18 protein-coding genes are annotated in these 23256 nt (G+C 41.5%); 3 read left to right on the top strand and 15 right to left on the bottom strand.

Features of this window, described 5'->3' with window-relative positions:
- Window positions 1-30 precede the first annotated feature (30 nt).
- The 3 genes from ppnP to AC13DA_RS07310 are packed head-to-tail and all read right to left on the bottom strand — an operon-like array spanning window position 31 to window position 2107.
- Entirely contained in the window at window positions 31-345 is a 315-nt protein-coding gene (ppnP, locus tag AC13DA_RS07300; protein ID WP_007146396.1) for a pyrimidine/purine nucleoside phosphorylase, read from the bottom strand.
- An 11-nt stretch (window positions 346-356) separates the two neighbouring features.
- Window positions 357-602, bottom strand: coding sequence for a ubiquinone biosynthesis accessory factor UbiK (gene ubiK / locus AC13DA_RS07305; RefSeq protein WP_007146397.1), 246 nt, complete (start codon window positions 600-602; stop codon window positions 357-359).
- 59 nt (window positions 603-661) lie between these two features.
- Complete coding sequence (locus AC13DA_RS07310) at window positions 662-2107, bottom strand: helicase HerA-like C-terminal domain-containing protein (protein ID WP_284450754.1); 1446 nt, start codon at window positions 2105-2107, stop codon at window positions 662-664.
- A gap of 142 nt (window positions 2108-2249) precedes the next feature.
- Here AC13DA_RS07310 and AC13DA_RS07315 point away from each other — a divergent pair, with 142 nt between their 5' ends.
- Window positions 2250-2663: a ZapG family protein gene (locus AC13DA_RS07315; protein WP_273181244.1), complete on the top strand. Its 414-nt coding sequence runs from the start codon at window positions 2250-2252 to the stop codon at window positions 2661-2663.
- A 70-nt stretch (window positions 2664-2733) separates the two neighbouring features.
- On the opposite strand, the gene AC13DA_RS07320 is transcribed toward AC13DA_RS07315, so the two are convergent.
- The gene (locus tag AC13DA_RS07320) at window positions 2734-4188 is read right to left on the bottom strand and encodes a catalase (protein WP_284450753.1); all 1455 of its coding nucleotides are present in this window, start codon (window positions 4186-4188) and stop codon (window positions 2734-2736) included.
- A 150-nt stretch (window positions 4189-4338) separates the two neighbouring features.
- A complete protein-coding gene (locus AC13DA_RS07325) occupies window positions 4339-4764 on the bottom strand; it encodes a BLUF domain-containing protein (RefSeq protein WP_284450752.1) in 426 nt (141 codons plus the stop codon).
- A 507-nt stretch (window positions 4765-5271) separates the two neighbouring features.
- On the opposite strand from AC13DA_RS07325, the gene AC13DA_RS07330 reads away from it, so the two are divergent.
- Window positions 5272-5547: a type II toxin-antitoxin system TacA family antitoxin gene (locus AC13DA_RS07330; protein WP_273181250.1), complete on the top strand. Its 276-nt coding sequence runs from the start codon at window positions 5272-5274 to the stop codon at window positions 5545-5547.
- Window positions 5544-6041 carry a GNAT family N-acetyltransferase gene (locus tag AC13DA_RS07335; RefSeq protein ID WP_284450751.1) on the top strand — a complete coding sequence of 166 codons (498 nt, stop codon included), beginning with the start codon at window positions 5544-5546 and terminating at the stop codon, window positions 6039-6041. The genes AC13DA_RS07330 and AC13DA_RS07335 overlap by 4 nt, the downstream gene beginning before the upstream one ends.
- Window positions 6042-6150: 109 nt before the next feature.
- Here AC13DA_RS07335 and AC13DA_RS07340 read toward each other — a convergent pair whose 3' ends face one another.
- The 10 genes from AC13DA_RS07340 to AC13DA_RS07385 all read right to left on the bottom strand — a co-directional run bounded on the left by AC13DA_RS07340 (window position 6151) and on the right by AC13DA_RS07385 (window position 22973).
- The gene (locus tag AC13DA_RS07340; protein WP_284450750.1) at window positions 6151-6507 is read right to left on the bottom strand and encodes a hypothetical protein; all 357 of its coding nucleotides are present in this window, start codon (window positions 6505-6507) and stop codon (window positions 6151-6153) included.
- Window positions 6508-6564: 57 nt separating this feature from the next.
- Entirely contained in the window at window positions 6565-7170 is a 606-nt protein-coding gene (locus AC13DA_RS07345; RefSeq protein ID WP_284450749.1) for a hypothetical protein, read from the bottom strand.
- Window positions 7167-12878, bottom strand: coding sequence for a two-partner secretion domain-containing protein (locus AC13DA_RS07350; protein WP_284450748.1), 5712 nt, complete (start codon window positions 12876-12878; stop codon window positions 7167-7169). The genes AC13DA_RS07345 and AC13DA_RS07350 overlap by 4 nt, the downstream gene beginning before the upstream one ends.
- Window positions 12879-12899: 21 nt before the next feature.
- Window positions 12900-14549, bottom strand: a complete 1650-nt coding sequence (locus AC13DA_RS07355) for a ShlB/FhaC/HecB family hemolysin secretion/activation protein (RefSeq protein ID WP_284450747.1) — start codon at window positions 14547-14549, stop codon at window positions 12900-12902.
- A 397-nt stretch (window positions 14550-14946) separates the two neighbouring features.
- Window positions 14947-16431 carry a cytochrome P450 gene (locus tag AC13DA_RS07360; RefSeq protein ID WP_284450746.1) on the bottom strand — a complete coding sequence of 495 codons (1485 nt, stop codon included), beginning with the start codon at window positions 16429-16431 and terminating at the stop codon, window positions 14947-14949.
- 63 nt (window positions 16432-16494) lie between these two features.
- The gene (locus AC13DA_RS07365) at window positions 16495-16689 is read right to left on the bottom strand and encodes a hypothetical protein (protein ID WP_284450745.1); all 195 of its coding nucleotides are present in this window, start codon (window positions 16687-16689) and stop codon (window positions 16495-16497) included.
- 103 nt (window positions 16690-16792) lie between these two features.
- Entirely contained in the window at window positions 16793-17785 is a 993-nt protein-coding gene (locus AC13DA_RS07370) for a DNA topoisomerase IB (protein ID WP_284450744.1), read from the bottom strand.
- A gap of 1002 nt (window positions 17786-18787) precedes the next feature.
- Complete coding sequence (locus AC13DA_RS07375) at window positions 18788-19063, bottom strand: hypothetical protein (protein ID WP_284450743.1); 276 nt, start codon at window positions 19061-19063, stop codon at window positions 18788-18790.
- A gap of 97 nt (window positions 19064-19160) precedes the next feature.
- Window positions 19161-19595, bottom strand: coding sequence for a DUF4274 domain-containing protein (locus AC13DA_RS07380; protein WP_284450742.1), 435 nt, complete (start codon window positions 19593-19595; stop codon window positions 19161-19163).
- A 225-nt stretch (window positions 19596-19820) separates the two neighbouring features.
- Window positions 19821-22973 (bottom strand): HD domain-containing phosphohydrolase, encoded by a 3153-nt coding sequence (locus tag AC13DA_RS07385; protein ID WP_284450741.1) that lies wholly within the window; start codon window positions 22971-22973, stop codon window positions 19821-19823.
- Window positions 22974-23256: the final 283 nt, after the last annotated feature.

Consider the following 23256-nt stretch of genomic DNA (forward strand, 5'->3'; position numbering starts at 1 on the left):
GGCGCCTTTTTTATTATCGCTGATAGCGTATTAATCTAAATAGCTACAGCAGTAATCGACTAACTCTAAGATCTGGATATCAAATGATGAGTTAGCTGGCACATTGAATGACTCACCAGCGCTTACATCAATCCACTGAGCATCGCCTTTCAGACGATAAGTCAATTTACCGGCCAGAATTTCCATCAATTCTGCTTTTTCTGTACCAAAGGTAAATTCACCCGGCATCATAATGCCTAATGTTTTGTAGCTGCCATCAGCAAATGTCACTTTACGGCTGGTCACATTACCATCGAAATAAACGTTTGCTTCACGTGTGACCGTGACATTAGTAAATTCAGACATATTGTTTTCTCTTATTTAGGTGGGTTTTCTAACTCGGCGACACGATGTTCCAGTGCCTCCAACTTTTCACGGGTACGTAACAACACTTGAGCTTGCACATCAAATTCTTCACGCGTGACCAAATCCAGTTTGGTAAATGTCGCGGTGAGGGCTGCACGGATATTCTTTTCAGCATCTTCCTGCATTTGTACTAAACCTGGTGGTAATGCTTTGCTGATGCTTTGTACAACTTCTTCAATTTTTTTGGTATCAATCATCATTTTTCCCCTTATATCTCAATGACTATTCTACGGCATTTAAAAACAGACTCAATTTGTTATTTTTTGCCTAACAAGGATCCTAAAATACCTCTGACAATTCGCCGACCTAATTGACTGCCAATAGCACGCATCGTACTTTTGGCAAAGGCTTCCAGGACAGTCTCACGCCTTCTTGCCGTTGTTTTTGGCACATCCGCTGGCTGACTCTGTTCAGCCTCCTGAGCTTTTAATGCACGCTCTGCCAGCACTTCATACGCCGACTCTCTATCTAATGTCTTGTCATAGACCCCAGCCACCAAAGAAGTCCTTAACAAGGTCTGCCTTTGCTGTTCAGTAACAGGTCCAATCTGACTTTGTGGTGGTTTAATCAGTGTCTGCTGCACGATCTGCGGTCGGCCTTTTTCATCAAGCGTAGACACCAATGCTTCGCCCACTCCTAAACTGGTCAGAGTTTCCCGGGTATCAAATGCCGGATTATCACGGAAAGTCTCTGCTGCTGCCTTTAGGGCTTTTTGATCTTTTACCGTGTAGGCACGCAAGGCGTGTTGAATCCGGTTACCCAATTGTCCAAGCACACTATCCGGGATATCAGTGGGGTTTTGCGTCACGAAATAAACACCGACGCCTTTTGAACGAATCAGTCGAACCACTTGCTCAATTTTATTCAGCAGAACTTTGGGCGCGTCATCAAATAACAAATGGGCTTCATCAAAAAACAGTACCAACTTCGGCTTTTCCGGATCGCCCACTTCCGGTAATTGCTCAAATAACTCCGATAACAGCCATAACAAAAACGCACTATAAAGATTAGGAGACTGCATCAGACTATCAGCCGCCAGCAAATTAATAACACCGCGCCCCTGCTCATCTGTTTGCAACAGATCATCCAGGTTTAACATCGGCTCACCAAATAACTGGGCAGCGCCTTGCTCCTCAAGCCCCAATAAACGCCGTTGAATGGCGCCCACACTGGCGGCAGAAATATTACCGTACAGCGTTCTGAACTCAGCCGCATTCTCAGCAATAAACTGCAGCATGGCTTGCAGATCTTTTAAATCCAGCACTAACCAGCCGTTATCATCTGCCACCCGGAATACCAGATTTAGAATGCCCTGCTGGGTATCATTCAAATTCATCAAGCGAGATAACAGCAGTGGTCCCATATCTGAAATAGTCGCTCTGAGCGGATGCCCCTGTTTTCCATACACATCCCAGCAAGTGACCGGAAACCCAGTGAAACCGAAATCTGACAGCCCCATTATTTCTACACGTTCGCTGATTTTCGGATGCGGTTTCCCTGCTTGGCTCACACCCGATAAGTCACCTTTAATATCTGCCGCAAAAACCGGTACACCGATCTGACTGAAGCTTTCCGCCAGCCCTTGTAAGGTGACGGTTTTTCCCGTTCCTGTCGCACCAGCGATCAAACCATGGCGATTGGCCATATTCGGTAATAAGGTCACTGCAGACGTTGACTGGCCTAAAAAGATAGGTGAAACCATGCTGTATCCTTCCTGTTATGGCGGAGATAAATGATGACGATGACTTATTAAATCATAAAATAAACACGATAAAGAAAACGGTTTGTCATGTGCTCTGCCAGTGGCTAGACTAGACCTTATTCACTATCTACTGGAAATAACTATGACCTCAACGGAAATCTGGGCACTCACTATTGTCATCGCTATTATTGCTGCATTAATCGGCTTTGCTGTGGGACGTCGCCAAGCTCCTGGCAGTGATCATCAAATGAAAGAAATCGCTGAGTCATACGACCGCCAACTGGCCGATAAACAAGCCGAACTCGACGCCTACAAACAAAAAGTGCACGCCCATTACGATAAAACAGCGCAAGCCTTCAAAGATATGGCCGGTTCATATAAAGAATTATTTGATCATCTGTCTCATGGTTATGAAGAACTGGGTAACTTTTCCGACCAGCGCGTTTTACCAGAACGTGCCGGCGCACTTTTAGATGGGCCGGATACCCATACAGCAAAAGAATCGAACTTTATTCATCCAAACCATAAAGGTGATGAAGACGCGTTAACACGATAGAAAGTCTTTATACTCGCATAAAAAAGCCAGCTTAGAGCTGGCTTTTTTGTTTAACGGAAAAACGATGTAATCAGGCTTTGCCTAACCCTTTGGCAATACGTTCACCAATATCACCATCAATATTTTTCCAGTACTCAATCACTCGTGATAATACGGGTTCTTCAACACCATCACTGACGTGACCTACTACGTTGGATACCAAACGATCACGTTGTGCATCATCCATCACTTCACGGACTAAAATGCCGGCCTGACCAAAATCATCATCATCCTCACGTAAGGTATAAGCTTCACGTGTAAATTCACCACTGGCAGCCCAGGTAGTGTCTTCAGGATAGTTTTCAGGATCGGCTTTTGGCCCACCTTTCGAGTTCGGTGCATAAACCGGATCGGTCACATTTTGCACGCGCATCGCACCGTCTTTACTGTAGCTGTTCACAGGACATTTTGGCGAATTCACCGGAATCTGCTTGTAGTTCACACCTAAACGGTGACGATGAGCATCGGCATAAGAAAACATCCGGCCCAACAACATCTTGTCAGGACTGATACCAATACCAGGGACTAAATTACTTGGCTCAAATGCGGCCTGTTCAATCTCAGTGTGAAAATCGGTCGGATTACGATTAAGCGTGAGTTGCCCAACTTCATGCAGTGGATAATCGTCATGAGGCCAGACCTTGGTTAAATCAAACGGATTCAGACGATAGGTTTTAGCCTCTTCAAACGGCATGATCTGCACCTTCATGGTCCAGCTTGGGTTATTCCCCTCTTTAATCGCATTAAATAAATCGCGTCTATGATAATCTCCATCTTTACCCGCGAGCATGTCTGCGTCATCCTGAGTCAGAAAATCAATGCCCTGATTAGTTTTAAAGTGATATTTCACCCAAAACTTTTCCCCCTTATCATTCACCCATAAATAGGTATGACTCGAGTAACCATTCATATTGCGCCATGTTTTGGGAATCCCTCGGTCGCCCATTAACCATGTGACCTGATGAGCTGACTCTGGTGATAAGGTCCAAAAATCCCATTGCATATCATGGTCGCGCATCCCATTATCGGCACGACGCTTTTGTGAGCGAATAAAATGTTGAAACTTCAGTGGGTCACGGATGAAAAACACCGGTGTGTTATTGCCCACCATGTCGTAATTGCCTTCACTCGTGTAAAACTTAATGGAAAAACCACGCGGGTCACGCCAAGTATCAGGGCTTCCACGCTCACCCGCCACGCTGGAAAAACGCATCAAGGTCTCGGTTTCAGTACCAGGCTGAAACACCGCCGCCTTTGTGAACTGGCTGACATCATGTGTCACTTTAAAATGACCAAATGCACCAGAGCCCTTAGCATGCGGTTGTCGTTCTGGAATACGCTCACGATTAAAATTGGCCATTTGCTCAATTAAATATAAATCATGTAGCAAAATTGGCCCATCACGGCCAACGGTTAGCGAATGTTCATCACTGGAAACAGGCATCCCTGAATCAGTCGTTGTGCGATTGTTATCATTCCTGCTCATTTTTTTCTCCTCTCTTAAACCGTATTAAGAACACCTGAAGAACGATGCGGCGGTGCTGAAACAAATCTGATAATTAGAATGGATAGGGTTTAGCCACCTTATACCTAGACTTTCCCCATATCAAAGATAAATAAATATTATTAAAAAACCTTACACCGGCGGCGGTGGACTTTTAAACGAAAGTAATAACTTTTGAGCTAAAGACGGCTGAGCCTGAAACTCATGCCCCGTCAATGGATAATTAAGAATATGGCTATAACCGGTAATGTGATGCTGTAACTCTTCATCCAGATTATTAAAGCCCATTGTCCAGTCATCAAACTCACGTTGCTGGATAAAACCTTCATCCAAGATGAGTATATTTTTATGTCGCTTATCGCGGCAGATTTTCTCAAAGACACGTTTCAATACCATTTCATCGCCTTCCAAAACCTGCATAAACTCCCGGTCTTTATAAAGAAGCTGACCTGTGAGTTTATCCCTAAGATTATTTCTATGACACACCTCAAGCAAAGCTAATAGCTGAGCCTGAGAATAATCCTCTGTGGCTTTACTGACATAAGTAATGGAATACAAAGTGCCTCCTTACAGAAAGGCTTATCACCAGCAATTATTTGTTTGTCAGAAAATCACAGAGATAAGTTCAAAACGATAGTGAGGCAATATAACAACCCAGCAAAATGAATGGATTAATCTAAGTTAAAAATAGCGGTAAAAGTCAGAATGGTTTTATGAAATCGCTATTGGATGAAGCCAATAGCTTTTCTAAGAATAACATGGAGGTCTGAATAGGTGTCTCAATAACTAATAAAATCCGACTTATAGCTTTTTCCTTTTATTCTAAGATGAATAGAAGACAAAACGCTTTGAGCACAACTCCCAATTAACTAGTGAGCAAAGCTGCCACCTGCCCAAAACATGTGCCGTAATTACTAAAGCTGATTCAAAGCAAAACTGCCAAGCGCTGTGAATCCTTCTTCAAAGCTTGTTATCTTACGTGCCAAAGTGACACACATATTGCTTGTTTCACCTTTTAATACCATAATACTCGCGTGACATTTTGACACATTAGGAGATTACATTATGGCTACTACATTGCCTCGCATCACCGCTAGAGTAGATACCGAAACACAAGACTTACTCACAGAAGCTGCCGCGATTGCAGGCATGTCTAGCATTAACTCTTTTGTTTTAAGTGCTGCAATTGAAAAAGCCAAACAAGTGATCGAGCGTGAGCAGTCGCTTAAACTAAGTCAAGCTGACGCTATGTTGTTGATGGAGGCTTTAGACCGTCCGACTAAATCGCACTCAAAACTGAAAGGCGCTTCTGAACGTTACGAGAACAAAACTCAACAATGAAGACGGTACTTCTAGACAAAGCCAAACACGATAGAAACCGATTCAATTGTGGTATCAAAGCTCTTAATAATTACTTAAAAGTAATGGCCAGTCAGCAAGCAAAGAAAGACAACACCAGAACTTTCGTTTTGGAAGATGATAAAGACAACTCGTATATCATCGGTTTTTATACGCTAACAATGACACCAATTGACTTAAAGGCATTGCCCGATAAGTTACAAAAGAAACATCACCCATCTACTTCAGGAGGTCTGATTGCTCGTTTAGCCGTCGACGAGAGATACAAAGGAAAAGGCTTTGGCGAGTGGTTACTGGTCGACGCACTCAGAAAGCTACTAACAGCTAGCGATAGTGTAGCGTTTCCAGTCATTATCGTAGACGCCAAAGACGGAGCAAAACACTTCTATGAACGTTATGGCTTCCAAGCGTTTCAAGATGCTGAGCACAAACTCTTTATCACCATTGCCGATATTAGAGCGAGCTTAAGTGAGTAAAGCTTCAGCCTTGATAAACTCACCAGGATAATACTCTAAATAGTTTTAGTGATAGGAATCAATGGAGCTAAGTTCCTAAACCCATTGATTCCTATCTAATAAACTCTTTTTAGTTAGTCGGTTTTACTTCTTCCCATTGAGCGTTACCACCGCCCCAGTAAGCTCGGCAAGGATACGGAGCGTTTGTGCCGTAACAGTTATTCGCTCTAAAACTACTAAAATCAAACTTATAGCCTTTTTCTTCCATACAAAGGTGAAGAGGAGCAATCTTGCTGTTAGGTAAATCTGCTCCACTCTGCACGTCTTTACCATACCCGCACTCTCTCATGTCTTTTATAGTTGTTTCCTTATCACTGCCTCGTTTATACCAAGCATCCCAGAGAGGGTCTGGAACAACCTGATATAGAGAACAGCCCGTCAAACTAAACATAAAAAGAGTGAAAATAATTCTCGAAAAATAGGTCATCTGATACCTCCATGTATCGTGGTTTTGAAAAATAAATTGCCTTAACAAAGCCAGTAGTCAAATATCACAAAAATATAGCTTTGGATAAAGTTTACACTTTTCTGTATTCAAAATTCGTTCTCGGGATTGAGGCTGACATGCATCTACATAGGCCTTTTTTATGCAGTACTCACTATTAAGTCGTCTTTCCGTTTCTCGTTTAGGTACGGGTAAATCGCATGCTGGAATGGGATTACTCTCACATGGTGAAAAATCACCAAGGAAAGTGAAGCCATCATTCAACATGCAGCGTTTGATTAATAACAGTTTGCCGTTATATTCATCAGGAGTTAACGTCTTCATTAAGGCATAGTTTTTTGACATCCATATATCACTAGAGCCACATTCTAAAAGTGCCTCATCACGTTCTTGACGTGTTAAATCATCTTTTTGCCAATTGCTGGTCTTTATAATGCTTAGTTGATTTTTGTATAACTCCAGTGACGGGATATTGTATTTTCTGACATAGTCCTCATCAATCTTTGGTTCTATAAGAACATATCCACCAGCTCCATTTTGGCATTCATTGTTTCCTTTTTTTTCACAATCTTGTTGTTGATATACAGAGCTACATGCAGTTACAAACATATAGCAGATCAGTATAACTATTAGTTTTTCTGTCATTTATTTAACACTTCCTTGTTATTACTTGCTGGTATTAAGATAAATTTAGCTTTCCCATCGGGACTATCCTGCCAATATTTCTTACTGGCACCATTAGGCTTTCCTTCCCCGTAGCTATTATGCACCGTGACATCAAAAAAGATTGATTTCAGCCCTTCAATAAAGCTGGTACTGCCATCAGGAGTAGTGCCTCCAGTAGCCTCGTTACCACCGATTAAAGTACCAACAAAATCGTCCTTGTGAACTTGGGCATAAACATTACCATTTTGACCAGAATTTTTATTTAATAAATCTGCCATTTTTTGATTATTAAATGCTGAACCAACTGTATATATATCCATGTATTGAAGCATTGAACTATCGTTGGTATTTCTGCTGTCTATTACCTCCAAAGCATTCCCTGTAGTCATCCCACCCCGACTATGTGCATCAATTATTAGTCCTTTATCACCGTATTTAGCCATCACCTTAATATTTTCTTTAACAGCATTGGTGAGTCCAAAACCTTCGCTTTCAAGAAATTTCTGGTAGCCGGCAACCATTAGCTCCGACAAGGCATTATTGGTTAATGGGAAATGAATCAAATAGTCTGATTGATGATTTTGTAGTGCCAGTTTTTTAGCCGCATCGACTGAATTAAACATGCCGTTATTAAAAATATGTACCTTATTATCTTTACCCGGTTTTAAATTTTGCTTTTCCTCATCAGTTAATTTTTTCCATATCGCTTCATTATTTTCATCTTTGATCACTTCACCATTTTCATCGCGCATCACTTGATAAAACTCGATCTTGGTAAGAAACATTTTTCTGAATGCTTCATCGGTAAACGCCGTCGCGGCCTCATAGAGTAATTGTTTAGAAAGTTGATCTGCTTCTGCCTCATCTTTGAGGAGTTCTATATCTGCTAGATTGAGTTTTCGATGGGTATTTTGAGTATTTCTATTGATATCGGAGATCGTTTCTTCTGCTGTTTTACCATACACCGCTAATTGTTCATCAGCATCGGTTATTGTGATCTCAGCAGGGGCGATGGCACTTAATGTTGAACTTGCATCATCCACACTGGCTTCGCCTTTATTACTTAAATTTTGAGACGCAGTTTTTAACAAGCCATATTTTCCCGAGAAGGCATCAGAACTAATATTAAAGCCTTGTTGGCTGACTTCGGCACTCATTGCGTTTTGTTTATCCGACGTATGCAAGGTGGCGGTAGTGATTTGGTTTTTACCCGCTTGTGCCTGGCTATCAATAAGGGCAGCGTTCAGTTCGGTATGCCTGCCTACATTGATATCAAAACCCTCTTGTCCAGCCATAATGCCGGTTTGCTGATTTACACTAAGGTAATCGCTATTTGATTTTTGGACGTTGTGATAAAGATTAAATGACGAGGTAGCTGTACCCACACCAATACCAACGCCACCACCAGAATTGGACTCTTTCCCCGTTAAATAATGACTGTCTTGCAGGCTAGAAAGGGTTAAGTTATTACCGACGTTTACTGAGACTTTATCGCCTTTGGCTTCTGCGCCAATCAAACTGAGATCATTACCTGTCGTCATGGATAAGTCTTTTGCTGCCGTGATATGGCTATTTTGATAAAACACACCCTCACTATTTGTTTTACCTTTTCCTTTACTCATCGCCATATCAAGACTGACGCCTATATTCTCACCGATACCGAAAGACAGGCCTATACTGGCACTACTTGATGCCATTTTGGTATGTTGCTGTTGGGTATTTTGACTGGCTAAGATATCAATATTATTAGCAGCATTAATGCTAATATCGCCATCCGCTAAAATATCGCTACCAGTGACAACCACATCTTTATCTGTTGCTGTTAAACGCACATTTTGACCAGCCCGAATTGTGCTGGCCTGTGAGGTTTGTGATTTGGTCTCTGTCTGAGTTTTACTTTCTGACTTACCAATACTGATGCTTATTTTTAAACCTGAAGAAGATATCGCCTCATCTGCTTTGCCTTCATTAATGAGATTTAGCGTGTTTTCCCCCATCTCAGCGAGTTGCTTAGCTTGGACATAGGCTGTAATACCATTCAGAACACGGTTTTTCTTTTTATCTTCTTCTACACTTCCCAGAGCATGCTGATAAGCCTGAGTGGCAACTGAAATGGCTGGCGCTTTCAAAGATAGTGACAAACCGCTTTGTGAAAATTCGGTTACCTGCTTCGTCTCGCTTTTATCATAAAGGCTCGTAATATTGATATCTTTTGCTTTAACGTCGATATCACCTTTCACTGAAATCAGATCACTGTTTTCCTGTTCAAAGGCTTCTCCGGCGACCACTGAAATATCCCCATTAAGTGCACCTATCGTCGATTTATTGTGAATAAGCTGCTTGATCTCAGTTTGCGTATTCATTGCTCGGGTGCCAATGCTGATACCAACACCGCCTGTACCTGAAAGTCCTGATTTTTTCTCTTTTATATAATAAGACTCAGCAAAAGACTGCTCTGCAGCCGTGATATTAATATCTTTCGTCGCATTTAATTGAATGCTCTCATCTGCCAGAATCTGGCTGCCTTTCACATTAATATCGGTAGCAGAATCAATTGAAATATTTTTGGCTGTTACTGATGATGCCACAGACGTTTGCTGGCTGAACATATCTCTTTGCTCTTTCTTTCGCGAGCTAAATCCGCTTGAACGTTTCGTATAGGTGGCAATATCTGATTGATAAGTCGCTTCACCATTTTCAATATTGATCTGTCTTGCTGTCAGGTCGAGATGACCTTGTTGCGAGTTAATATCGGCAGCTGTTAATTGAAGTGTATTACCAGCCTTCATGCTGACATCACCGTTTGTCTTAATGGATGTGCCGCTGTCTTTTTGCTCATTCATCTTATTGAAATCACGAGCATTCAATATACTCAGGTTTGTTTCAGACTCTTTGACCGTGCCCAGTGTTAAATTTTGTCCAGCAGATATTTGCGTTTGGCTTTGTTCTCCTGACACATTGATATTCACTGCATTGAGTGCAACATTACGCTGGGCATCAACTATTAATTTACCTGTTTCATCAGACACATAGAGATTGGCATATCGCTTAATATTATCGCGCTTGAAGTAACTATTAGCTTGATTCTGCTCGCTATGCGACATTGAGCTGCTTATGTTTATATCGTTATCAGCAGAGAGCGAAAGTGACTTATTGGCGGATAATGTGCCACCCTCTATTGAAATATCTGTCGCATTTAGTGCAATAGATTGACTTTGAATATCACCGCCAAGCTGTTGATAATATTCACTGTTCATCGAAACGGTATTTTTGCCTCTGATACTGGCAGCGTTAAATGTCTGCCCGTCGATCTCAAAGTTCACTTCATTACCAGCAAGTAAGCCTGTTTCTGCTATCAAGTCATCTTTTTCGGGTTTGATATATACCTTTGGAATCAGAGCGGTAATAAGCTCGCCATTATCCAACGTCACCTCTGTATTAACTAACCAAACGATATCAGTCGTTAATTGAGCGATTTGTTCAGCGCTGAGGGCAATACCAGGCGTTAACTGAAGTGTTTCTGCCATACTCACACCCGCATCCATCAATGCCATAAACTGTGTTTGCTGGTCATTGTATTCACTCATATAAAGATGCCCGGTTAACTGGGCAATTTGGTCAGTGACTAATCGTTGCTCAATAAACCCATCCCCTAGTCGTTTCATAACTGTAGTGGAATCAAAAGCGAGTTGTTGCAACATATAGTCAGAACTCAACCAATCGCTGTAATCTAAAAACTGTGGATCAGTTTCAATATAAAAATGAGTCGGATTGTCCACTAGTTTAAACATAGCGCTATTAATGATTGGCAGCGTCATAGTCTGAATGTTAGACAGATTTTGGATATCAGCATGACTATCCTCCAGTAGACTGACGCCTAAATTAAACTCAGTGTTTTTAGCTGCCGGACTGTAAGGTGCTATACCACCAAAATCGAGTTCTTCATCATTGCCATCCCAGTCTCTGAACTGGCGTGTACCGCTATAACTGACGCTTTTTTGTCCAGGTGTAGCTATGTTTTGCAAGCTTCCACCTGTCACAGTCAGCGTTTGTCCTGCCACAATTTGGCTATCGCTATTAAGCACATCACCTGTTATCTGAATATTCCCTGCCGCCATGATTTTTGCCGGGGAAGAACTGACAATATGAGTACTTTGTGTTTTAGCTGTGTAGTCGTAATAGGTATAGTCTTCGAAGTAGCGAATGATATTGCCGTTCTCATCAGTGAAAGGCTGTTTTTCTACGTTATGGTTGTTGATTAAGGGAAAACGACTGACATCATATTTATGTGCCCATCCCTCAGGCTGTACTTCAATGATTCGCTCAACACTATCGGTTACCCATTCCGTGATCATCTCGGCATTAAGATTTTGAAGTTCATCAGCGTATATCGATATATCACCTGAAGCTTCGATCCGGCCGCCTGAATTAATGACCTGCCTAGCTGATGTCAAAGCATCCCCGGAATAGCCTCCAGCAATATCTATATTGCCCTGGCTGAGAATCTCAGCATTCTGATCATTGAATACGGTTTCGGTCGATATCGACAAATTTTCTCTGGCCGCAATAACGGAATAATTATTGAGCGTTGTCGTGTTGAAGGTGGTGTTATCACCATAAATACGGGCACCAGTCTGATTGTTTAATCTCTCCGCATCGATCAGCAGCTGATTGACATTAATTAATCCCTTATTTTCTATCGTTGAATCAGCCAGTATGTGTAAATCATCAGAGACAATTTCACCAGAATCCATATTGTGAAGTTCAAACGTTTCGATAGCACTCGCTGCTTCAGCCCTAATGGTTCCTGTATTAACCAACTGACCATCCGTTGTCAGCGTCAAACTCTGCTTAGCTTTTATCTCCCCAGATTGTTTAACACCGACGCCATCTTCCGTGCCGATTAAACGAATTTTACCTGCATACATGCCGCCAATATCACTGACATCTACACTAAAGCTAGGTTGGTCAGCATCCGTATCCAGTTTAGCTATGATGTCGTTGGTGGCGCTAACACGGTTTTTTCCTGTAGTGACAGTGAGATTGTTTGCCCAGATATCGGCATTGACTGACACGGCTCTTGCTATCAGATCCGTATAGGCTGTGGCGCTATCATCCAAACCTGCCCCATCAATACTGATATTGCCTCTTTCCACCAGAAAACCGCTTAACTGGCCATTATTCATCAGAGCTCGACCGGTGGTTAATGTGCTTCTGTCTGCATTAATAAAACCACAACCATCGCAGCTGATACCAGCAGGATTAGCAATCACAAGCTGTGCTTTGCTTCCTGCAATTTCCATTGGTCCGTTCAGATAACTGGGATGTTGTGAATTCACTTCATTAAGAATAATTCGGGCTGTGCCACCTGCAAGCAGACTGTTTCCTTGGACCCATCCTGCTAATTGTGTCTGTACATTATTGGCACTGTTATTAAGAATCACACCGTTTTTGTCCACATCAAACTGGCTGTATTTATTTCTGGATACCCCAGCCGAACTCGGTGTCTGAATATTCACTTGTGGCAAACCATTCGCTGTTTGCGTAATGATGGCCTGTTGATTAGCCGGCGCAGATGGGTCAACAGCAATGCCAGCAGCTAATAAATTGTCCTGATAAAGTGATGCGCCACAGAGTGCCACCGAAATCAAAATGCTTAAATATTTTCTGTTGAAACGATCTTCCATGATCATATCTCCTGAATCCGTTCAGTATTGATAGGTCAAATTAAATCCAAGATGCCGTCCATCCTCAAAGCCATCGGGTTTTGATAATGATTTCCCCGCAAACACATCATAAAAAAGGCCGTGCCACTGACCTCTTAAGCCAATCACAGCGCCAGCTAAAGTCTGTCCCAATAAATACTTCGCCGATTGACCACTGACATGACCAAAATCTATTCCGGTATAAATTTGTTGTTGGTTTTGCAAAGTGAAACTAATCGTATTGCGGCTAAGCCAACCGTGCTCGGCAGATAAAGACTGTTCACCATCAAATCCCCTGACGGTATATCGCCCACCAATCGAGAATCTGTCCTGAGGAACCAACGGTGTTTTATTCCACTGCGCCCGCCACTCTGACTGCAACTGAATCTGATAGTCAGTGAACTGAACGGGCATGAACCAATTAAAATAAGCATTAAAAATTTTTGGTCTGGAAGTGCCTTCACCAAAGGCTTCCTCTGGTGCAGCGATGGCATCAAATGCACCTGTTCCCCGCTGATATGAAACACCCGCATCTATGGTTGCTTTGCCGATATAACGACGGTAATCAACACCGGCAATCCAGCCAGCACTTTTTCTGCGTTGAACCTCAATTTCGGTATCATCAATAAAGTTATGTGAACGTCGATGATAGCCAGTCAATGAAGTGGTTAATTTCGAAAACTGATCGCGATATAAAACCCGACTCATGGCAAGCTCTTGCCTTTCACTCTTACCCTGATAAACATAGGTCTGGTTGAGTCCGGCCACACGCTGGTCATATTCATATTCACTATTTGTAAATGAGAATAACCAGTAGCCGACAGGAATAGAAATATGGGCCGTTTCCCCATGGCTGCCGCCGACATTCTCCTTACCGCCAAAATCCTTGTTTTTACTCATATAAATAAGGTCATTAAGTCCCAAAATATTATCCAGAGACAAAGTAGCCGAACCTTGATAACGCCCTGTCGACTCATAACCACTATCATCAAATGCCAGAGTCAACCTGAAAGGCTTCGACTGTTGGTAATCCAATAAAAGCTGGCTATCCCCCGGTTGACTGTTTTCCGTATCATCAGGTTTGATATCAATATTGGTATCCACAGTTGGAATACGTTTCATATTTTCCATCGCTTGCTCGAGATCTCTCACATTGAGCAAATCACCTTCACCACTCGGTAAAGCTGACCATAGTGTTAACCTAGACACCGAATTATCAGAATCGACAATGCTAATTCGCCCGGTTATCAGGCTATACCTTAATTCCCCAGAATTTAAATCTTGAGGTTCTATCAGCACGCGAGTCGTAATAAAGCCTTTCTTTATGATGCTGTTTTGAAGCTCAGACTGAATCTGGTTGATAGCATTAATACCAAGACATTGGCCTAGTAAATCAGGATGTTGATGAAGCGTTTCTGAAATAGCGAAATGAAACCTAGCTGATTCATCACCATCTAATGAAATCTGCTCAATGACAAAACATGGCTTTTCATCAAACGGGATAACATTGGCCTGTATTGGCTTGTCACTTTCTAATCTGACGTCCGGCTCATATTCCTGTTGTTTGCGTAGCGCTTCTAATTGCTCTTGTTGACGTTGCTCTTTGAGAGCATCAATTTCAGGCAATGTTTCAGAAACGACGGGAAAACTCAAAAACCACAAACATAACAAAAAGTAGCATATGGCTATATGCCGTAGAGATTTTGATAATAACATCGCGATTAAACGCGATGAATAGCAAATTGAGAATTAAAGGGGAGTTGATTCATTCTGACTGTCCTCCATGACGGTTTAGAAGTGTTTTTTTGGTGTGCATCCATGCACAGCGTGATCAATTTAATCAAATCAAAAAAATGATTTCTACTGCATAAGAGGACAAATATTGCAGTTTTGTGACACCACTCACAAGGATGGTTCTTTCCAATAGTATTTTTGATCAGATCGAAATAGCTTACTTTCGCTATTCGACCACTGTTTGGTAAAGCTACTCTTATAAGTTTTGCACCTGACCCAAAACATATTAATTTACCAACATCGTGGGCTATAAGCGTTATCTCAGTTCGAGATCCATTAAAGTCCCATCATCTGGTTTGGTTGTAACACCAGCACGCACTCCAGGTGCATTATTAACAGCTTTAAATTTGAATACCTTGATAAAGGCACCGACGACTAGACCCACTTCTAACTGACCAAGAAATTGACCAGGGCATACACGAGCTCCTAAACCAAATCCAAAATGGGTTAAATTTTTACGCGTTATGCCTCGACGCGTAAGTTCATCCCAGCGTAAAGGTGAAAAAGTGTCTGCCGGATATCCAGAAATCTCCTTGCCCCAAAAAGCTTCGTTGCGGTTTGCATTCCAAATATCCAGTCGGATGGTGGTATTTTTGGGAATCATTATTTTTCTTGTATCATCTAATTTAAGCCAAGTATCGGCTGTGGCTTTCCGGGGAAAGAAATAAAGTGAAGGGGTTAAACGTAAGGTTTCATTCAAACACTGATTAAGCAATTTTGCTTCGGTTAAGCTTTCAGGATCGTAAACATCAATGTCTTTTACTTCGCTATATATCTGCTCTTGCAACTCAGGTTGTCGTGACAAATGAGATAATGTCCAAGTCGCAAACGAGGAGGTCGCTTCTAAAGCCCCGGCTAAAAATACTCTGATATTGCTCCGCAATGCTTCTTCATCTTCAACGTTATCAATGAAGTTTTTCCAATGTCCTGACTTTTCACCTCTGCCAGAAAGTGCAATATCAGTTAAGTCCTCAAGGGCCTCCCGCCAACGCTTTACATCAGCTCCTTTACCGGTAATAAATTGATGAATAACCGACAGGTTAGGTGCCACGGTATTGGTAATCATGTAATCAATTAACGAAAGTAACGCAGGGACATAACGTTCGCGTAACTCCTTATACTCAACCGAACCACCAAAGAAATTATTCACTAACATTTCCAGCATAATAGGTTGAATTTCCCGCTCAATTTCGACACGAGAAATGTTTTTCTTACTCATCTTCTGCGCATCACGTAAAACGAGTAATCGTTTCTCTATCGTTTTACGAAAGGTTTTCTCAAACTCATGAAACTCTTCAGGTTGGAACAGAGAGCCTTTTCCAAAAGGCCCCGCTGACATCTGTTTTTGTTTTCGCCATACTTTGCCGTTTGCATACAATAGAGAATTAACCCCGGTTACACGGGCAATTCCAGTCATTGGTGTCGTATCACGATCAAATTGCCCAGGCTTATCGCCTGTAGCAAGTAGAATAGCTCTAATGACGGCTGGATCACGGGTAATGAAAACCGGCGGCATACCCATCACATATAAATAGCGGTTATCACGCTCAAATAAATCAGATGATTTAGCGTTTGTATAAAAAGCATCGAAGAGTGACAAAGGCGTTTTATAGTTTAAAAGATGAGGAAAAGGGAGACATGGCCGCCCTCTCTCAAATAGATATACACGTGAAGGTAAAACATCACCTTTAAATGGATTAATATCCATGACTTGCTGCCAGATATTTTTTAATAAACGCATTTAATTACCTTGATGAAAATGCAATGGGGTCTACTCAGAATTGCAATGTTAGTATGGAAAAATTTAAGAACCAATACGATCAGCGTGTTTGATTTTTATAGGATAAATTTTTACTTCAAACCGCTCGGAGAAATCTTTGAACTTAACTAAATAGGCTGTGTAATGTTCATCAGAAAAGAAAACAGCTTGACGGTTATTGCCGCGTTGAATGAGATGTTGAGAACAATCTTTTATGAATAATCTTGGTAATCTGGCCATGAGCAATCCTTGCTTAAATGACTATTAAAATTAATTTAATCTATCTCTATAAAATAAAACGATATAACGCTATTGATTCCTTGTCTCCGTTGATTCTAATGGATTAAGACTTTTTCTTTAAACTCTCTCTTAGCATACACAACACACTTAACTCTTCTTCCGACAAATTTTGATTGTCTTTTATTAAGTGTTTCACTTGATCTAAGAAATAATGTGCTGTTTTACCCTCAATGTAATTATCAATGACTCTGGGATCAATATAAGCACTTTTTGCAACAGCTGGAGTATTGCCCAGCTGCTCTGAAACACTGACGACCACGGATTTAATATTCTTATCAAGCGATGCTTGGTCTTCTTTGCTGACTGTGCCGAGCTCATCAAAAGCCAATGCAGCGATCATAGTGCCTGCCCATGTCCTGAAATCTTTCGCTGAAAATTCCTCGCCCATACACTCATGAATGAAATCGTTTAGCTCACTGGCTTCAACTTCTTTTTTATTGTTATTTTCATCATAGTATTTAAACAGACGATAACCGGGAATATCATCTAAGTTTTTAATAGCATTGGCTAACTTTTTATCTTCGACATGACGCTCCTGTTCCTGACCAGACTTACCCAGATACGAAAATATAATTTCGTCGTCATTAATTTCTACATGCTTTTTTCGTAGCGTGGTTAAACCATACGTATTGTTTTCTTCAGTATATCTAGGGCTACCAGGTCGAAAATACGCTTGGTCCATTAGACGTAGCATAGTCGATAATACTTTTTCTCTCGACATCTTACGTTGTCGTAAATGTTGGCCTGTGACACGCCGCATATGCTCTAATTGCTCAGCAAAACGAATGATACGGTCGAATTTTTCTTGGTTATGTTTTTCTTGAATATCAGGATTGTAAATATATTGTTTTCTATTTTTAGCATCCCTTCCAGTCGCTAAGATATCGGCTTTTTTATCCTCTGATATTTCAACATCAGTCCAGGCAGGCGGTATGATCAAGCTGGTGAACCACTCTCTTATGGATTTATCTTTTACCGTTTTATTCTGTTCATCAATGTAGGTAAAACCCGTGCCATGTTTTCTTCTGTAGTACATATCCGTTATTTTCAATCAAATAGTCAGGGGATAACCGTCTTTCACAAAGTCAATAAATGCCATCAATTCAAACGCATTTTTTCGACTTCAGGTATTTAGGTCAGTGTAAGAATAGCTCACTCTTCGCTATTCAGCCTCGTTTAGAAAGTTTCATCTTAATAGTTTTTAACCTGACCCCACATAACCTTGAGCAATCCTGGCTTAAATAACTTTTTAATTTAATCTATAGGGGTAAAATCAAACGATCTGACCCTATTGATTTTGACCCTATTGATTTCTAAAAATAAAGCCTAGGACAACACCTATAAAAACCAAAATTGGAGTCGCCCAGGAAATGAAAAAATAGAACTGACCTGATTCGGCAGCAATGGCCGGCCCAACATATGGATCTGTAAGCTCTGACAGATGGGCAAAGAAAAAAAAGCCAATCACCGGCAAAAGGGCTAATAAAAGAATCGGCTTTAAACGTGCCGATAAAAAACGAGAATTGCACTCACAATACCCCAAAGCAAAACAGTTATTAGGGAAAACTCCTTATCCATAACTTCTGCGTAAGCAATTGCAGGTAGCATGAAAAAGAAAGTTGCTAATGTTGTTCTCATTAATCACCTAACGCTTTATTCAGCCGACGCGTTAGCGTTCGTCTGCAGTGACTTGTTATGTTCGTGCGATTGACTCACTAACAAACACCCATCAATTTCCCAACACACCATGGAAATACAAGAAGGTTTCCAGAAATAAAGAGTATCCTTCCAGCACGACTGCTGTCTGGATAATTTTCTTTCATTATTTTGTAGAACGGCCAAAACTGAAACCATCCATTGAACCTACCATGCTTTAATTCAGAATAGTGAAGTACATGCATAGTAAGCAGTAACCATGCAATTCCGATAATTAACGCTGTGCCTGCCAACGTGTTTAATACATTTCCTAAATCAAACATAACGCTTCATTCAGCCGACGCGGTAGCAGTCGGCTGCAGTAACTTGTTAGGAGTAACGACTACCAAACCTGTTCACTCCATGGCCTCTCAGTTAATTTTTGGTATTTACTTTGGGATAAACCAAAAACAAAAATTAACCAACTGAGAAAAAATGCTATCCAACAAAGAACAAAAATTATGATACCAACGCTTTTGATAAAGTTGATTTGAAGGTAAGTCCCAATAAACATGATTGGACCGGCCAAAAGCACTGCAATTAAGGCAGCCAAAACTCCAGTGTCCCATGACCGTGGCTTATCTTTGGGAATAAATGGTTTATTCTTGTTTTCTTTCATGCTCATCTAACGCCGAGTGCTGCGGCAGACTTTTGCGTAGGAGGAACGACGCAGCAAAAGGCTGTCCGGCGCCGAAGGCGCGTACAGACACGACTTGTTATATGCTTTCACCTTGAACCTCTTGAAACAATGCTAATGGAACACCGGCCTTTTGATATTTTAAGGCTGTAAGCTTGTTTATGTTTGGCTTGAAACTGACAGGACCAATTGTGTAAAAATTGTTGGCTAGTCTCTGAATGAGCATATCGCATAGCTCGGCCCATTCTTTGTTGTATTCATTTTTTCCTACTTCACCCGAAAAATAACTCATGCCCTCTGCAAGCCAAAACAAGGTAAGCGCCGTACCGAGATCGCAATGGTCATTGTTTGCAATTTCGTACGGTAAAGCCATGCCATCATCCCAGTTGTAATTGATTGCATATTGTTGAAGAAAGACTGGATTGCTTGATTCCTTTGCAATACGAATAATCTTTTTAAGATCTTCTTCGTATTGAATTTGATCAATTTGCTTTTGCTCGATATCTGTAATCATGGTTGCATATAACAGTGTCTTTTATGAAGCCACTGGCTTCATAATAAATATTAAAGAAGTCGCTTCATAGTTCGGGGTTATATTTTCCAAGCATCTGTTTATTAAGAAAAACGTGATTAATTTTTTTGGAAAATAGAGCCAAATTTTTTGCATTCATGAAATCTTCCATTTTTTCTGAACTTGATTTAACTCTGACCTATTTTTTTTGTGGCAATCATTTAGCGGCTACTTTTTCAGATACCGCGCCACATCCACTTCATCAATCTGCTCTGGTGCCAGGAATTTTTCGGCATAGACTCTGTAAGTTTCGGTGGTCAGGAATAAAGCGAATACGTCTGCATCGATATGTTCGTCTGCTACCATTTTGGCCATAATATCAATGGCTTCACTGACTGTTTTGGCTTTTTTGTACGGTCTGTCTGCGGCAGTGAGTGCTTCAAAAATATCGGCCAGTACCATGATGCGTTCTGGTATAGAAAGTTGGTCTTTTGTGAGTTTTCTGGGGTAACCTGTGCCATCCATTTTTTCATGATGGGTGGAGGCATAACGTGGTACACGGGCTAGTTCTTTGGGGAAAGGTAACGCATCGAGCATACGAATGGTGCTGATGATATGTTCGTTAATTTTAAAACGATCTTCGGCGGTTAGCGTGCCCCGCTCGACCTTGAGGTTATAGAGCTCACCTTGATTGTACAGATACTCAGGGACCGTCATTTTTATGCCCAGATGTGGCTCATAACTTGTCCCACTCTTACGGGAAATAATATGTTCTGGCTTGTCTGACAATAGCTGTTCTTCACAAGGCAGACTTTCTTCTTCTGATGATATCCGCTCCTGATCGGCAGGTGATAAGCCGAGTCGGTTACTGAAATGCCGAAGCCACGTGGTTTGGGCAATAAAGTCGAGCCGTATTTTTTTGTCTTCACTCAGTACTTCACCACCGACATTCATTTCGGCAACAAAGGCAAAGTCTTCCTTAAGCTGCCGATGGGTTTGTTCAAGCTCGGCCTGATGTTGCACTTCGTTTTCAGGTGATTGTGTCATTTTCTGCCAATAGATGATTTCAGCATCACGCCATAAGACTTCAAAACGGGTACGTATTTCATGAATACGGTTGTAGATGGTTTCGAGTTTGCTGCCTTTATCAACAATGTGTTCGGGTGTGGTTATTTTGCCGCAATCATGTAGCCAGGCAGCGACTTTGAATTCACGCCATTCTTCCTTAGAGTGGAAACGAAATTCACGGAAAGCTGGTGCCAGAGAGGTTTCAGCCTGCTCTGCCAACATGAAAGCTAATTCAGGAACACGTTCACAATGGCTGGCCGTGTAATGTGACTTGTCATCGATGGCTTGAGCAATTAACTGAATAAAGGAATCCATCAACCGATCCTGATTTGCTTCATGCTGACGAATGGCTGCCAACATATCTTCCATAGAATGCCCCAGCTCATCGATTTCACGAATAAAGCTATCTGGAATATCCAGTTTATCGAATTGGCGTTCACGGATTTTCTGATTTTCTTCTGCTAACTTTTTAATCGGTGCCACAATCGGTGAGGCAAATAACCAGGGTGCAGGTAATAACAGCAACAGCACACCAATCGACATCCATAAAGACCATGTCACTTTTTCTTGTGCACCGCTCAATACAGCTTTAACTGGAATCACGATCCCAAGGTAGTCTTTTCTGGCGCCATAACTGCCAAATGGCGAGACATACACATAAAAATCCTGACCGTTTAGAGTGGTTTGTTTTAACTGACGTTGATCGCTTTGTTGGCCTGCATAATCCAATAAAGGTGAGTAAGGTACGCTTAATAAACCCTGCTGTTTACTGAGAAACCATTTATGTGCTAACGCTATTTTTTGCTCATCTGACACATGAGCTATGGCTTTATTAAAAATACTTAATAAGCCCTGATTTTTATCTGAAACCAATATTTTTAATGCACCGGGGAAAGGTGTCGGCGAGAAATCAATATCATCATGGTATTGCACGTCATTATAGAAAAACCGTTCTCCCACATAATGTAGAATCTCAGCTACATCAAGGCCAGCAAAGGCTTCGCCATCACTTACTGCTTCAAACACCGCCCGGGTTGATGGGACTTTTTTAATCGTTATTTCAGGGAAAGCCTGTTTGACGACCTGAATGATTGACCAGCCCTCAGGTATAGCAACGGTTTTACCATTTAGTTGTTGAATATGGGTAATGGGCGCATTGCCACTTTTTGTCACCAATGAATAAGGTAAATTTACAAAAGGATCGGTAAAGCGACCAGAATAGAGTGACTGACCGGTATCAAATACCGACTGCAAAATATCAATCTGACCAGCTTCATACTGTGCAACCAGCTCACTCCATGAATAGCCATTGATATAGTCAAACTTTAATCCTGTCATATCAGCGATGATGGAAAGATAATCAATGCTGTAACCTTTTGGTTGCCCAGAGCTGGAGAAATCAATGGGGGCCCAGTCTCGTTCATTCGAAACGGTTAAACGTTTCGATTCAGCAATCAGCGCTTTTTCTTCTTCTGTTAAATCAAGCGGTGTACGTGTTTCTGGAATCAAAATGGCTTCATTACTGGGCAAGTTAGAAGCTAATAACTCGCCCGTTGAACGGTATAAAAATACCTGACCATAATCACTGAGTTCATGCTGACTTAGATAATCAGACATGGAACTCAAAGCAATATCAACCGCTATCACTGCACCACTTTCAAGCTGCTTGGAATACGTCTGGCCGGGTGCTTGGATATTGTGGAATAAATACGGGTCTGTTTTTCTTATCGTTTCTTTATCGGCGTTCACGAACCAGGGTCGGATGGTAGATAAATAATTACTCGGTTCGCTACGTTTAAACCTGAGCTGAAAGTCGCTGGAATAATATTCAAACGTTCGGCTACGCTGAGCTTCGTCACCACGTATTGTCACCACCACCCAACGATCTTCAGGATCTGCATTGAGCTGCTTACGAACATCATCACCACTGTTCAGGTTAATGACTTCATAAAAATCACCATTCGGTAAACCAACATAAATCGCATACAACATATCGCGATTCAGCATCAGGGAGGAAAAAATGCCTCTGGCATCCTTAGTAACGTTATTGCCATTCACCAAGCCAGGATAACTGGCAAGAATTCGTGTGGTTTCGACTGCCTGGCTGTCAATCGTGTTGAGTAATTGGCTGGTCTTATCTGCCAGATTATTGAACCGTTCTGTGGCATTTTCCGTGGCCATCTGCTGCATGAAAAAATATTGTAAAAGCAAAGCCGCAGAGGCTGTGAGCACGGTAGCAATGATAAAGGTCATCACCACGGTGATGCGTATCGTCAGTTTAAACCGACGGGGGTGTTGTCTGTGTTCTGCCATTCGCAGTGTCCGTATCGCTAAATGCTACATCACATCAAATTACCCGCACTTGTTGTCATGCGGGTAGGTCCAGGATTTGACTATACACCTTAAGTTATCGGTTAAAACACAGATTCATGAGAAATATGTGATGAGCACCATATTCCCTTAGCAAAATTTATTTGCCTAAATAGGTTTTCATCCATATTTTTTGTTAAAACAAACAAGTGTTCAGGACTGGTTAAGCTCACACCATTCACTATACTAAGTCCCTGTTGACCTCATAGCAGATAGAAAAATAAAA

Source organism: Methylophaga sp. F-2, from assembly GCF_056859315.1.

Excerpts from the sequence above, each read along its gene's own strand:
- AC13DA_RS07360 (WP_284450746.1), bottom strand. The coding sequence starts at position 16,431 with ATGCGTTTATTAAAAAATATCTGGCAGCAAGTCATGGATATTAATCCA.
- AC13DA_RS07340 (WP_284450750.1), bottom strand. The coding sequence starts at position 6,507 with ATGACCTATTTTTCGAGAATTATTTTCACTCTTTTTATGTTTAGTTTG.
- AC13DA_RS07330 (WP_273181250.1), top strand. The coding sequence starts at position 5,272 with ATGGCTACTACATTGCCTCGCATCACCGCTAGAGTAGATACCGAAACA.
- AC13DA_RS07375 (WP_284450743.1), bottom strand. The coding sequence starts at position 19,063 with ATGAAAGAAAACAAGAATAAACCATTTATTCCCAAAGATAAGCCACGG.
- AC13DA_RS07335 (WP_284450751.1), top strand. The coding sequence starts at position 5,544 with ATGAAGACGGTACTTCTAGACAAAGCCAAACACGATAGAAACCGATTC.
- ppnP (WP_007146396.1), bottom strand. The coding sequence starts at position 345 with ATGTCTGAATTTACTAATGTCACGGTCACACGTGAAGCAAACGTTTAT.
- AC13DA_RS07385 (WP_284450741.1), bottom strand. The coding sequence starts at position 22,973 with ATGGCAGAACACAGACAACACCCCCGTCGGTTTAAACTGACGATACGC.
- ubiK (WP_007146397.1), bottom strand. The coding sequence starts at position 602 with ATGATTGATACCAAAAAAATTGAAGAAGTTGTACAAAGCATCAGCAAA.
- AC13DA_RS07320 (WP_284450753.1), bottom strand. The coding sequence starts at position 4,188 with ATGAGCAGGAATGATAACAATCGCACAACGACTGATTCAGGGATGCCT.
- AC13DA_RS07370 (WP_284450744.1), bottom strand. The coding sequence starts at position 17,785 with ATGTACTACAGAAGAAAACATGGCACGGGTTTTACCTACATTGATGAA.
- AC13DA_RS07345 (WP_284450749.1), bottom strand. The coding sequence starts at position 7,170 with ATGACAGAAAAACTAATAGTTATACTGATCTGCTATATGTTTGTAACT.
- AC13DA_RS07315 (WP_273181244.1), top strand. The coding sequence starts at position 2,250 with ATGACCTCAACGGAAATCTGGGCACTCACTATTGTCATCGCTATTATT.
- AC13DA_RS07350 (WP_284450748.1), bottom strand. The coding sequence starts at position 12,878 with ATGGAAGATCGTTTCAACAGAAAATATTTAAGCATTTTGATTTCGGTG.
- AC13DA_RS07365 (WP_284450745.1), bottom strand. The coding sequence starts at position 16,689 with ATGGCCAGATTACCAAGATTATTCATAAAAGATTGTTCTCAACATCTC.
- AC13DA_RS07380 (WP_284450742.1), bottom strand. The coding sequence starts at position 19,595 with ATGATTACAGATATCGAGCAAAAGCAAATTGATCAAATTCAATACGAA.
- AC13DA_RS07310 (WP_284450754.1), bottom strand. The coding sequence starts at position 2,107 with ATGGTTTCACCTATCTTTTTAGGCCAGTCAACGTCTGCAGTGACCTTA.